Raw genomic sequence first — 13,057 nt, 5'->3', positions numbered from 1 at the left:
ATGAAAGATGTCAAATTACCAAAAAGATTTGGACTGTTTGGGGGACAATTCGTACCGGAAACCTTAATGAATGCATTGATTGAACTGGAAGAAAAATTTATAGAGGCCAAGGAAGACGAAAGTTTCCAAAAGAATTATCAATATTATGTGAAAGAATATGCAGGAAGGCCAACTTCTTTGTATTTTGCTAAAAACCTGACGGAGCGACTGGGAGGGGGGAAAATATATTTGAAAAGAGAGGATTTGAATCATACAGGCGCTCATAAGATCAACAATGTTATTGGGCAGGTGCTGCTGGCAAAAAGGATGGGTAAAAAAAGAATCATTGCAGAAACGGGAGCAGGACAACATGGTGTGGCAACGGCTACTATCTGCGCAATGTTTGGGCTAGACTGTGAAGTCTACATGGGAGAAGAGGACATACAGCGGCAATCGCTAAATGTATTTAAAATGAAGCTGTTAGGTGCCAAAGTGAATAGTGTAACTTCTGGAACCGCAACCTTAAAGGATGCTACTAATGAAGCTATAAGAGACTGGGTAACCCATGTGGATGATACTTTTTATGTAATCGGTTCTGTTGTGGGCCCTCATCCCTATCCTACCATGGTAAGAGATTTTCAGCGAATTATTGGGGATGAGGTGAAGGAGCAGATTCTGGAAAAGGAAGGGCGACATCCCGATTACTTAATTGCCTGTGTTGGCGGAGGAAGCAATGCCATGGGACTTTTTTATCCCTTCAAGGAGGAAGTTGGCATAAATATCATTGGTGTAGAGGCATCCGGTAAAGGTGTAGACACTGAAGAACATGCGGCTACTATTGCAAAGGGCTCTATTGGGGTACTACACGGTATGATGACCTATTTGCTCCAAAATGAAAATGGACAGATTCTGCCCGTTTATTCTATATCTGCCGGACTGGATTATCCTGGTATCGGGCCGGAGCACGCTTATTTTTATGCAAGTGGTCGGGCATCTTATGTATCTATAACCGATGATGAAGCATTAGAGGCTTTTCGCTTTTTAACGGTAACAGAAGGGATTATTCCAGCGCTTGAGAGTGCTCATGCCATTGGCTACTTGATGAAGCTTGCTCCAACTACAGGTAAGGAAGAGATCATTGTGGTCAATTTATCGGGCAGAGGAGATAAGGACATTGATACCGTATTAAAATATTTGGGGAGGAATGAGAATGAAAAGCAGGATTGAAAGAAAATTTGAAGTATTAAAAAGCCGTCAGGAGAAAGCGTTAATCCCTTATATAACCTGCGGAGACCCCGATCTGGAAACTACGGTGAGCCTTGTACTTGCTTTGGAAAAGGCAGGAGCAGATATTATTGAACTCGGGATTCCCTACTCCGATCCCTTGGCTGACGGGCCTGTTATTCAAAGAGCTTCCCAGAGAGCTTTGAAAAATCCTATTACCATTGATGCTGTTTTTGATATGGTTGAAGAATTACGAAAGCAAACAATGGTTCCCCTTGTGTTTTTGGTCTATTACAATTCTGTTTTTAGATATGGTACGGAAAGATTTCTAAAAAACTGTAGCGAAAGCGGTATGGATGGATTAATTATTCCTGACCTGCCATTAGAGGAGAGAAGAGAACTTTATGAGCAGATGAAAGCTTATCCTATTGATTTGATTCCAATGGCAGCCCCTACATCAGAGGAGCGCATTCAAGAAATCGTTCAGGTTGGCAGTGGTTTTGTCTACTGTATTTCCTCAAAGGGGGTTACAGGAAAGCGGGTTACTTTTGAAGACAGTTTAGCCCACTTTATGACTCAAGTAAAAAAATATGCATCCATTCCTACCGCTATTGGCTTTGGTATATCCAGCCAAGAGGCTGTGACAAAGTTAAAGGGGCTCAGTGATGGTTTGATTGTGGGCAGCAGTATCATAGAAAAAATCGAAGAGGGGATTCTAGCAGGAGATATTGAAGGAAAGGTTTTTGACTTCGTTCGGGGACTTCATCAGGCCATTGAATAGAGATATGATATAATGATATATTAGAAGAACAAAAACAGGATGAAGGAGGAATACATATGCGCATTATTGATTTACGCAGCGATACGGTAACCATGCCTACCGAAGAAATGCGAGAAGCAATGTTTCGGGCAGAGGTGGGGGACGATGTATACGGAGACGATCCAACCGTTAAAAGGTTGGAAGAATATGCGGCCCAACTGGTGGGAAAGGAAGCAGCTTTATTTGTACCCAGTGGTACTTTTGGCAATCAGTTGGCGCTCTTTGTTCATTGTAAACGGGGCGATGAAGTGCTTTTAGGAGACGATAGCCACATCGTGCAGCACGAGGTAGGAGCAGCATCGGTCATTGCCGGGGTGCAGCTAAGAACTCTGACCAGTCGGCAGGGAGAACTGGACCCCAAAGAAATAGAAGCCAAAATTCGAAAAGCGGAGGATATTCACTATCCTGACACAGGACTAATCTGCCTGGAAAATGCCCACTCCAATGGCAGAGTCATCTCTCTGGAAAATATGGAACAGATCCATGAAATTGCAAAAAAGTACCATATCCCTATTCACCTGGATGGTGCAAGGCTGTTCAACGCAGCCACCTACTTAAAGGCAGAAGCCAAGGAAATCACCAGGTATGTAGATTCAGTGATGTTCTGCCTGTCCAAGGGTCTTTGTGCCCCGGTAGGATCTATTTTGGCAGGAAGCAGGACCTTCATTGAAAAAGCCAAAAAAGGCAGAAAGCTTTTAGGCGGCGGCTTAAGACAGTCAGGATTCTTAGCAGCGGCAGGGCTGGTGGCGCTGGAGAAAATGATCCATCGCCTGCAGGAGGATCATGAAAATGCTCTATTGTTGGGACAGGAGCTTTCAAAGATACCGGGCATACAGCTTAGTCTGGAGGATATTCATCTAAATATGGTATTTTTCGATATGTCCGCTGCTGGATATGATACGGATAGATTAGTGGAAGAGTTTTTGAAGAAGGGGATTAAAATCAATCCGGCAGAGGATGGGATTATGCGCTTGGTTACCAATTATTGGGTGAGCCGGGAGGATGTGCTGTATGTAGTAGATACCATGAGAGAATTATTAATGGGAGAGCATACAGAATAGAGCAGGGGCAGACCTAAGTGTATGCTCCCTCCATTACGGGACGACATGCAGATCTGCTTTTAACAATTGATTTTCAAATTAAGCCTAGGGCGATCTCCCCTAGGCTTTTATTTGTCGGAGCATATTCCTTGAAAAGAAATCGGTCATCTCTTCTATATTTTTTACCTTCAGAATACTTCCCGGATCATTGGCAGTAGCCATGATGGAGAAGTAGGGAGGCAGACGAAAGCCTTTATTGATATTGAGGGCATCAATCAGCTGCTTTGCCAGGCTGTCGCTGCCGGAGTTGCCGGAGACGATGGCGGCAAAGATATATTTATCATAAAATTTGATTTTATGATAAAGAGCGGTTAATCGATTGATGACCGCCATGAGGTTTGCAGAAACGGAATCATTATAATTTGGACAAATCCAGATCACCGCATCGGCATTTTCAATGGCAGGAAGAACTTCCTTTACCATGAATCCACCATAAAAACAGCTGCTTTGCAGACCGAAGTGTCTGCAGGTATGGTAGGGACAGCCGATACAATCTAAAACTGTTCCGTTTTGAACATGAAGCTCCTCAATATGGCATTGGGACAGCTGCTTCTTTATCATATCCCACAGCATCAGGGTATTGGAGGATTTGCGATAACTGGAATGGAGTACTGCAATTTGCGGATGCTGGATCCGGGTAGGCTGATCTGTTAGGAGCCGTTCTCCCAAACGCCTGGATAAATCAAAGGAAATCTGCTCTAGGGAAGTCTGGTAGGTCTTCTGCCAAGTGAGAAAGTTATGGAGGCTGCCGGTGGCTTCTACCAATGGATGACCCATAAAGCTGCAGCCCAGCTGATTGGCCAGAAAAATAAGGGCTGCGGCTGTACTCTTTGTGTACAACTCACTGGCACTATGGACTAAGAGAGCTCCTTGAGAACCCAAAAGGGCATCCTTACCCCGAAGCATCAGCTGCTTTAAGATATGCAGCAAAGGAATATTGAAGCCCATTTCATCAATTTCTACAGCAAATAATATTTTCTTATTCTGTAAATCCGGAAGAGCTTCAGCTGTCTTAATGATTTTTATAGAACTGCTTCCTACTGCCGCTTTGATCATTGTCTGAAGTTGTTGAGAGGGTTCGCCGGGCATCAGCAGATAGATCATAGCAGGTGCCCCAATCGTGTATAGGTCTGATGCAGTCTCACCCATAAAGGTTCTGGAAGCTTTAGCCTTTCTATTTCTGTTCCAGCCAGGCTAAAACGGTTTTTAGCACCCATATAGACACCACCCATATAGGTGGCACTATAATGCCATTCTCCCCTCATGGTTGCAATAAGGGATAGGGCACCAGAGGAGAGGGCAGGGGCGACAAAAGGTTTAAAGCCTGCCTTTCTTACTTCAAGATTTGCTTTTTTTTGCTTTTTCTGTCAGCAGCAGAGAATACTCCTCATTATAATTATCGATGCTGTCGGCAATAACCAAATCCTCACCATGGGGACCAAAGGCCCGGCCTTCTCTTTCATAGTGACGGGTATCCGGGCTTTGGTTGGCATAATAAAGGGCACGGGCATGCATGACGCCCAAACCATACCCCCTTATTTGCTCCGGTGCCAAGCCCTTAAAATCGTAGATGCCCTGTTCATTCTGATTGCTGGATAGCAGCAGTGATTTGCACAACAAGTCTACGGGATCTGAGACAACTGCAAAGATCCCTCTATAGGATGAAGCTCGGGCCTGTTTGCCATACAGATTTAGGATTTTTGCGTTTTCCTCCAGCTGTACCATGCGCACATCCTTTCCTTCTTCTCCGATGGCAGGTACCCGGGCAGCGATACAAAATACAAAAAGGTGGCAGTTAAAAAGCTCTTCTTCTGTCAGGATATTTACAGGAGGAAAGGGTCGGTCATTTGGCCCGTAAATTTGGTTTGTTTCATACTGCCATCGAAGCAGCTTTTCTTCACTTCGATCATAGATGCCGATGTTCTCAATACAGCTGCCTCCGAGCAGCCGTAAGCCCATCAGCAGTGTCCCGCCTACGTCCCCTAAACCGGAGATATGAACCCGCCATTTATGGGGAGGTTTGTAGTCTAGAGCATTTTCCCATTGGGGGTATGCACGATTGACCGCCATTACCTGACGGTGATTGATTTTTTCAAGAAGCCAGTCTGGCAAAGATGAATGATTTTCCTGCTGCTTTAGCAATAGATTCAAACCCTCTTCCTCAAGACTAAGGAGACTTGAGGCGGAAAGGCAAAAGCTCCGCCTGGATTTATTAGGGTCCAGCTCCAGAAGTCCATAGAGCAGACCATCGGTGTTTCGGGCCTGTGCTTCATCTATTCTAGGCAGATCAGCATAGGATTTTTGAGAAAAGCATATTTTATCGCCATAAATATAGTAGAACATCTTATTTACCTCCCTGGTGAGATTGTACAACGGTGAATTCAAGGCGATGCAGCAGTTCAAGATCATTTTCCAGATGACTGGATGGGTTCACATTAAGATCATAGATCATACTCTTTCCATGATCCGGATATCTGGGATAGATAAATACCTCGCTTAACTGGGACAGGGTGAGGCTTCGTTCGTTCAGGCGCTGATATTCTGTCTCCAGTGCCTTTAAAATTTGTACTGCGTTTTCGATGCAGACCTGAGAAAGCTGATAAATGGACTCATTACTTACTCCTTTAATAAAATGAGGCGCTGTATAAGGTAGTATCAGATTAATAGAAGGGATCAGGTTTTTCTGGGGATATATCCCTCTCCATAGGGTGTCTCCTCCCATAAAGGGATAGAGCCAGGATTCATTGAACCAATGACGGAGTTTTGGAATAAAATAGGCGGAATCAACCTCCCGATCCTGAACCTCCAGCAATTCCTTTCCTCTGCCGGAGAGAAGACCGACGATAATTTTCTTGACCTGAATCTTTTCTTTTTGAATCAATGGATCCACTACTTTTAAACGGTAGCCCTTATTCAGCAGGTCATCTACTAAAATCACCGGACGATTAAAGGAACGAATCATTTTGATTTGATTTTCCAAATTGAGATAATAGGGGAAGGCTCCAATGGTGAAGCTTTTCATATCGGGATAAAACATTTTTTCTGTGTGCAAAGACTTAGTAATCGTATTGGGAACGATGGCACGATTCAGTACATTGCCGAAGGGGACACACATGGCATGCCCCAGCCTGCGCGGTGTTAGAGGTACAGAGGGCACCTGGTTTTCAAAGCATATTTTCTTTACCAGAGTTTCATTGATCATATTGCTGTCGAAAGAAAGCACCAGCTGGCCCGGATATAGCTTGGTCAGTGCATTCTGCAGGCGCTTTCTGCATTCCAGGATCACCTTTTGCACCCGGCGGCTGTCGCGGAAGGGCTCCTTAATAAAGTTTTCCACATCCAAACTGAGGGTACAGGGATGAACCATATTTACCGCCATTACGGGATTGCCTTCGCTGCTGCAGGGCAAATCCTGAAATCCGTGGTTTTGCAGTATTTCAACCAGCGACGGAGAAGGTTGGCTAGAAATCCGATTGTAGTAGATACCATAGCCATAATCATTTTTTAAGCAGTAGGCTAAAGTTTCTGTCAGTATGATCTGATGCAGATTGTGAAATCCTGTACTTTCAAGGGCTGAGATGCCATCGATCAGTACGATCCTGCCGGTATAGTTTTCACGGATGCATTGAGAGATATGGGTATCCCTAAACTCCTGAAAAATTGCTTCTGCAGGGACACGATGGAATACAGAATAAGCCAGCATTCTACCTTTTTCCTTTGCATCCCGGATCAGGATCATTTTGCTGCCGGGTTTTTGAAAGACTTTTTTGATATTGGTAAAGGCATCATGATGCCCATGAAATAAACTGGAAATCTCGTGTGTTAATGAATCCTCTAAGTGATCTCTGATTTCCACATCGATGGATATGGTCTGTACCAGGGACTTATATTGAGGCTCACGGCGATATAAATTGTTATCATAGACATACTTTTGAGCCAGTGGGTCAATCAGCTTTGAAATGTCCCTATTTTCATCGATATAGCTTCGGATCTGGCTTGAACTGATATCTTCGTATTGAGGGGGCAGGTTTAGTTTAATTACCGGTGCCACAATTTTTTCCATGGCATGCTGGAGCCGGATATTTTCTTCTGGTGAAAACTCACTATCCCTCCGCTCAAAAACGATATGAGGAAATTGAAGGAGTTGATGTTGATTGCTTTCGTCCCGATAGGCAGAGGCGTGAAGTATGACATCGCTGCCCACTACCATATAGACCTGTGATTGGGGAAAGCTTTTTTTCAGGGCTTCCAGATCTTGAGGATTTGCAATATTAATAGGGTAATCATCGGGGTAGAGGTAAATATCCATCTCATCGGCCACAGACATATGGATGATGTTTTGACGAATTAGATTTGGTTGTGTTCGTTTGGACCATGAGAATTCATCTACTGCAAGGTATACTTCAAAGCCCAAATCCCGTATTTCCCGGGTAATTTCCTTATGACCAAGGGTAAAGGGGTCGAAGGAGCCAGGGAAAAATGCAATTTTTTCCGGCACATCCAATTGAATATCCTTTTGAAAAAAGGTATAGTCCGATATAAAGCGGTAGATATGGTTTAAGCCTGCAGAGTTGGTGAAAACCAGCAGTTCACTATCCTCTATCCCTGGAAGGAGAGACAGAATTTTCTTTGCCATTAGCTTGAAAAAGTGATGTTTCGCCTCCAGCTTCAGAAGCTTTGATCCAAATACATCCTTACCAATCACGCTGAAAGACATCTGTTTAATTTGAGGATGATCGTGAACAAGACCATTTAACAGAATTCCCAGCAGTTGTTCCAGACGACGGTTATAATGGTCTTCTTCTTCTGGGAAGAGTTCACGGTATTTAGGATAATGGGATAGGAAGATGCCTATGGTTTTTAACAGCAAAGTGCTGATTTGAGCATTGGATTGTTTTATCTTTTCAATTAAGTCCGCAATGATTTCATCCAATTCTATGGGCTGCAGGTAAAGAATGATCCGTCCAAGATAATTTGGGATATACTTGGCAAACTGGATACCTTCAATTTCCAGTGAGCGGATGAGTTCAATGGCTACATCATTGCGCTGCTCCAGCGGGAGGTTGGGAAAAAGCCGAACCAGTGCTTCGCCGGCACGGCTGCGCACATGATCCATGGCACTGACCTTTAACAGATTGCAAAAATGCATAGCTGTATAAAGCTTGTTAATATCTGAACTTCCAAGGGTATAATCCAGCAGCAGCTCAACGTGAATTTTTTTAGAAACCCAATTGGTGGCTGTTTTAAGGTTACTTAAGAAAATATCTGATATTCCCTCCTGAAACAGTTCATAGGAGTTCCTTTCCAGCTTTTCAGGAACGGAGTGGGGAAATAGTTTTTCGTAGATTTTCCCCAATAGAAAGCTTTCTGCCGGAAGTGAAGAGTGCTTTGGCTGCTTGGAGAAAAGCTCTAAAATCTGCTGCATGATGATTGTATCCTCTGACAGATGCCTGATAAAGAAATAGATGGCTTCCAAGGCAGAAATGCGTATTTCGCTGTTAGGGCTGTCCAACTGAAGCAGCACATATTGAAATATGGTTGTGAGGCAGGTGTCATCGGTGCATAATGGAATATATTTCAATGTCTCTAAAAGGTCGATTTGAATATCCTCTTCCCGGTACCGGTCCAGATCATAATAGCCCAGCAGCGCCTGCCGAAACACCTGTATTTGTTCATGAGAGCAGTTGGTGAATAATGAAGCGATTAAGGCACTGATACTGTATCGTATCCAGCGGCGATGAACCGGGATAATCTTATGATCAGGAAACATACAGAGCTGCAGATATTGGTGCAGCAAATCTATGCCTTTCACCGCAGGTGTAAGGAGCTTCTCATCCTTAGGGATTTCTTTTTTATAGTCCTCGTCAAAGGTGGCAATAAGCCGTCCAATGAGCTCTGCACACTGCCGGCGAATATCCTGCTCCGGATGAATGAGCTGTTCATAAAGAAATTTCATCATGATAAGCTTCTGCTTTTGTGTAAGATAGGTAGAGTACTCTTCAAACACATCCAAGTATTCCCGCAGCACGTTTGCATCCTTCTCGCTTCTTGCGATTTCTATGATTTCATTTAGAGAAGCCTCGTCCCGAAGTCGATTCATCAAATGAATATTGTGATGTATAGCCATAAATTTTATATTTTGAGTAATCTCACTGCCCGCCATGAGGGAATAATATTTTTTCCTATACCTGGGAGCATCAGTCAATGGCTTATTGAGTTCAGTGACAATGCCCGTATCAAGCATATAATCCTCAAAATCCTTTAGTTTTCCATAGACTCTCCTATAGCGTCTTTCTTTTATGGTATCTACATTGTCCAATTTGCTAAGGATGACCTGGAAGGACTCCTGGAGATTAAAGATTTCCATTTGAGGGATACCCTGTTGGATGGAGCCATTCTTAACACGAAAATCACAGTAAATCAGAATCAGGGATTCTAAGGACAGATTTTCCAGCTCTAAATCCCAGACGGAATGGTTTAAGGCAATATGGCCGATATAAGGCAGATTATGGTTTTTGAACCATTGATCTGTATAGTAATAATGAAGGTAGGGTACGCGGTTAGACTCGAAGCTGCGGCAGCCATACTTTCCAATATCATGGCCCGCAGCGGCACCGGAGACTCTCCCCAGATCTACAGGAACTCCATGGGCGTACAACTGTCGTGCAACAAAGAGGGCCAGATAATGAACGCCGCAGATATGATCCAGCGTGTTATGGCCGATGACTTCATAGTTTAGTTTCATCATTTCATAGATATATTCCTGTTGAAAAGCCTTTATAAAGGCCGTATACTCCTTAGGGTTTGGAAGCACTTCCTGCTCCTCCTCAGAGAGAAAGACCAGGGGGTATCGGCTCTGCCAGGTACCATCCTCTGTCTTTTTTTGAAATTCAGAAACGATTCGCAGGGTAATAAGATAGAGCTGACAGCCTGATGATAAATGAGGGTCCAAGGATATCTCCACAGAGTGCGGAAAGGACTTGCTGAGGGCAAATTGAAAGATATATTCTAAAGGCTTGGCCGGCTTTTGATCTCCCCATAACTCTCTTAGCATATCCTGACACAACAGATAAACAGCATTACAGCTGTAATCCTTATTTTCTACGATTCGATGGATTTCATTAATAAAGGTTAGATTTTCCGTATGCTTTTTAATAAATTCCTTTTCTAAATGATAGACTTCAAGGAAATCCTGATTGAAAAGGGCAGTACGCAGTTGATGATAAAGTTCTTTTGTGATGGAAGCAGTCATAGGTCTCCCCCTCGTCATGGAAATATGGTTATTAACATTATAACGTATTGTAGACATTAATAAAGATTATTCTGACTCTTTTCTTTGGTTTTTTCATCGGTTGTATCTAGAGATTTACGCCATAATAAATGTACTCTTGTAGGGGCTGGCCTTGCGTCAGCCCGTTTTTCGGAACAGCACAGGGGCTGTTCCATATAGGCGTCAACTCAATCAAAATATTTCCAAATACACCTTAGAAGCATGTCATTCTGAGCGTTAGCGAAGAATCTTATAGAACATAAGCAAGACTACTTTTGATTATCAGAATATATCATCTAGCTTAAAGATCCTTCGACTCCGTTTACTCCGCTCAGGATGACAAATTATGGGTTAAGTTGACGCCTATGGGCTGTTCCCTACGATAATATTTCTTTATAGAGGATTTATCTATAGAGTAATCTATCCATATAATAAGCATTTAAAAGAAATTTTTTTAAAAGCATTGACAAAACAAAAATGAAGCAATACAATAATAGTGCAATAGTTAACTAGTGCAATAGGTGTACGTGGGAGGTGGCATCAGATGGAGTTTGATAACTCAAAACCCATTTATCTTCAAATCATAGACGATATCAAAAAGCAGTTGATTCGGGGGGAACTAAAGCCAGGGGATAAAATATTGTCCCAACGGGAATTTGCTCAAAAGGTAAAGGTAAATCCTAATACTGTGCAGAGAGCTTATAGGGAGATGGAAAATATGAGTTTAGTAGAGACCCTGCGAGGACAGGGGACTTTTATCTATAACAGACCAGGTATGCTGGATGAGATTAAAGAAGAGATGGCCAGTCGGGTGTTGAAAAGTTTTCTGGATGAAATGTATTCATTGGGCTTCGACAATGAAAAAATTATAGAGCTAGTAGAAAAATGCCAGCAGCGATTGGAGGAGGATAAGAGATGATAGGGTTTCAGGAGGTTACAAAACAGTTTGGAAGCACAAGGGCACTAGATCAGGCTACCATGGTATTTCCGAAAGGAAAAATAACAGGATTTCTAGGACCAAATGGTTCCGGTAAATCAACCAGCTTAAAAATGATTGCGGGACTCAACAGGCCGGATTCAGGATCGGTATTGATTGACGGGCACCGGCCCTCTGTGGAAACAAAAAAAGATATCGCTTATTTGCCTGAAATCGACCACCTATATCCTTGGATGACGATTGGAGAGGCTGCTGATTTCACAAAAAGCTTCTATGAAGACTGGGATCATAATAAATATATGGAGCTAATGGATTTTCTGCAATTAGAACCTTCTATGCCGATAAAAAAGATATCAAAGGGCATGAGGGCAAAGGCAAAGCTTCTTTTGACCTTTTCAAGGGATGCTAAGATTGTACTGTTGGATGAGCCGCTGTCCGGCATTGATATTTTAACAAGAGAGCAGATTATTCAGACCATCATCCGAGACTATCGGGCAGGAGAACAGAGTATTATCATTTCGACCCATGAAATTCAGGAAATTGAGGGTTTGATTGATGAAGTGATTTTTATGGACCGAGGGAGGGCTGTACTGCAAGGGGAGGCTGAAATCCTGCGCAGTGAGAGAAATAAGTCCTTAGTGGAATTGATGAAGGAGGTATACCACCATGGGAACTTCTAAGGGGAATATGCTCTATACTTTATATAAAAAGGATTTAAAGGCGTCGAGATTCGAGCTGATGTTGATTGCCGGGGTTATATTGGCAGTCAATCTATACATTTTCTATAAAACCACTACCGGGTGGCCCCTGCAGGCAGGTTTTGCGGTAAATATGGGTGGGGCTATTGCAATCGCTATGGCCATATTTATAAAGGGATTTATGACAGTTCGGAATGAGTGGAAGGAAAATACAGTTTATTTGATGATGTCATTACCCGTATCGGGAAAGCTGATCTTTCTCTCAAAGCTTCTTTCACTGTTAACCCAATGGATTGCATTGGAAGTATTGGTAGGCGTTAGTGCATTTCTTTTCTTTAGAGGGATGATGACACCCTACGATTGGGGAAAACTGGCGGCCCTTCCTTTTGCATATAGGATAGAAATGCTGAAGATGGCATTTCTGATATTCTTGGGTGCAAATCAGGCATTGATCCTAGCCTTCTTTAGCAGTGTTATCGGAAAGCTGTTTAATAAGTTCTCAGGGTTAATAACCTTTGGCACCTTAATCCTTTCCAATATTGCTATTTCAAAGGTATCTGGCTGGATCATCAGTCTGGTTTCCAGATACCAAATCGATGATCTGGGAAGCAGACAAATGGATTTTTCCCATGGATCGCTGTCATCGACTTTTTTTCCTGCCAGTGTATATATTGCTACAGCCTTAGTAATTATTGGGTTTTCTGTAGCCCTGTTTTTCGGTACGGCAGCTATTTATGATCGCAAGGTAGAGTTATAGAGCGAACCACCTATGTTCCATAGGTGGTATCTATATGCATGAAAATATTCATAGAAAAAAGTTATTATACCCCTACAAACTATAGGGATTTCCTATTGGTAGAGCCCTGTCTCCCTGTGATAGACTTCTCTTAGAGAATAGATCAACCGATGTACTTAGCAGGTATTATTAAATATGTAGGTAGTTGCAGAATGTGGTTTTGATTTATCCACAGGAGAAATAGTATTTATGCGACAGCATAGGAAGATATAAACATGAAAAAAGGCATAGCA

General features: G+C 42.8%; 9 protein-coding genes. 6 read left to right on the top strand and 3 right to left on the bottom strand.

The genetic code is table 11. The features are described 5' to 3' along the window. Genes trpB through ltaE form a run of 3 tightly spaced genes read left to right on the top strand, consistent with a single transcriptional unit; the run spans position 1 to position 3,084 of the window. Positions 1 to 1,206 (top strand): tryptophan synthase subunit beta, encoded by a 1,206-nt coding sequence (trpB, locus tag BUB56_RS12615; protein ID WP_110941671.1) that lies wholly within the window; start codon positions 1 to 3, stop codon positions 1,204 to 1,206. Then, positions 1,190 to 1,984 (top strand): tryptophan synthase subunit alpha, encoded by a 795-nt coding sequence (trpA, locus tag BUB56_RS12610; RefSeq protein WP_110941670.1) that lies wholly within the window; start codon positions 1,190 to 1,192, stop codon positions 1,982 to 1,984. Before trpB ends, trpA begins: the two co-directional genes overlap by 17 nt. Before the next feature lie 56 nt (positions 1,985 to 2,040). Next, positions 2,041 to 3,084: a low-specificity L-threonine aldolase gene (gene ltaE / locus BUB56_RS12605; protein WP_110941669.1), complete on the top strand. Its 1,044-nt coding sequence runs from the start codon at positions 2,041 to 2,043 to the stop codon at positions 3,082 to 3,084. A 99-nt stretch (positions 3,085 to 3,183) separates the two neighbouring features. Here the strand turns inward: ltaE and BUB56_RS12600 are convergent, their stop codons facing one another. From BUB56_RS12600 to BUB56_RS12590, 3 genes are all read right to left on the bottom strand, one after another. Then, complete coding sequence (locus tag BUB56_RS12600) at positions 3,184 to 4,227, bottom strand: flavodoxin family protein (RefSeq protein WP_110941668.1); 1,044 nt, start codon at positions 4,225 to 4,227, stop codon at positions 3,184 to 3,186. A 234-nt stretch (positions 4,228 to 4,461) separates the two neighbouring features. Next, positions 4,462 to 5,466, bottom strand: coding sequence for a lactate dehydrogenase (locus BUB56_RS12595; RefSeq protein WP_242946349.1), 1,005 nt, complete (start codon positions 5,464 to 5,466; stop codon positions 4,462 to 4,464). Between the two features lies 1 nt (position 5,467). After that, positions 5,468 to 10,375: a nicotinate-nicotinamide nucleotide adenylyltransferase gene (locus tag BUB56_RS12590; RefSeq protein WP_110941667.1), complete on the bottom strand. Its 4,908-nt coding sequence runs from the start codon at positions 10,373 to 10,375 to the stop codon at positions 5,468 to 5,470. 562 nt (positions 10,376 to 10,937) lie between these two features. On the opposite strand from BUB56_RS12590, the gene BUB56_RS12585 reads away from it, so the two are divergent. From BUB56_RS12585 to BUB56_RS12575, 3 genes are read left to right on the top strand one after another with little or no spacing between them, the layout of a single operon-like run. Beyond that, complete coding sequence (locus tag BUB56_RS12585) at positions 10,938 to 11,312, top strand: GntR family transcriptional regulator (RefSeq protein WP_110941666.1); 375 nt, start codon at positions 10,938 to 10,940, stop codon at positions 11,310 to 11,312. After that, positions 11,309 to 12,010 (top strand): ABC transporter ATP-binding protein, encoded by a 702-nt coding sequence (locus tag BUB56_RS12580; RefSeq protein WP_110941665.1) that lies wholly within the window; start codon positions 11,309 to 11,311, stop codon positions 12,008 to 12,010. Before BUB56_RS12585 ends, BUB56_RS12580 begins: the two co-directional genes overlap by 4 nt. After that, a complete protein-coding gene (locus tag BUB56_RS12575; RefSeq protein WP_110941664.1) occupies positions 11,997 to 12,785 on the top strand; it encodes a hypothetical protein in 789 nt (262 codons plus the stop codon). Before BUB56_RS12580 ends, BUB56_RS12575 begins: the two co-directional genes overlap by 14 nt. Positions 12,786 to 13,057 lie beyond the last annotated feature (272 nt).

This window comes from Geosporobacter subterraneus DSM 17957, assembly GCF_900142145.1.
Classification (GTDB): domain Bacteria; phylum Bacillota; class Clostridia; order Peptostreptococcales; family Thermotaleaceae; genus Geosporobacter; species Geosporobacter subterraneus.
Note: the sequence above shows the minus strand (reverse complement) of the source record. Positions and strands in the feature narration are given on the sequence as shown.

What these genes read in the sequence shown, in the direction of transcription:
- BUB56_RS12600 (WP_110941668.1), bottom strand. Translation starts at nt 4,227, where the DNA reads ATGATCTATCTGCTGATGCCCGGCGAACCCTCTCAACAACTTCAGACA.
- BUB56_RS12580 (WP_110941665.1), top strand. Translation starts at nt 11,309, where the DNA reads ATGATAGGGTTTCAGGAGGTTACAAAACAGTTTGGAAGCACAAGGGCA.
- ltaE (WP_110941669.1), top strand. Translation starts at nt 2,041, where the DNA reads ATGCGCATTATTGATTTACGCAGCGATACGGTAACCATGCCTACCGAA.
- BUB56_RS12575 (WP_110941664.1), top strand. Translation starts at nt 11,997, where the DNA reads ATGGGAACTTCTAAGGGGAATATGCTCTATACTTTATATAAAAAGGAT.
- BUB56_RS12595 (WP_242946349.1), bottom strand. Translation starts at nt 5,466, where the DNA reads ATGTTCTACTATATTTATGGCGATAAAATATGCTTTTCTCAAAAATCC.
- BUB56_RS12585 (WP_110941666.1), top strand. Translation starts at nt 10,938, where the DNA reads ATGGAGTTTGATAACTCAAAACCCATTTATCTTCAAATCATAGACGAT.
- trpB (WP_110941671.1), top strand. Translation starts at nt 1, where the DNA reads ATGAAAGATGTCAAATTACCAAAAAGATTTGGACTGTTTGGGGGACAA.
- trpA (WP_110941670.1), top strand. Translation starts at nt 1,190, where the DNA reads ATGAAAAGCAGGATTGAAAGAAAATTTGAAGTATTAAAAAGCCGTCAG.
- BUB56_RS12590 (WP_110941667.1), bottom strand. Translation starts at nt 10,375, where the DNA reads ATGACTGCTTCCATCACAAAAGAACTTTATCATCAACTGCGTACTGCC.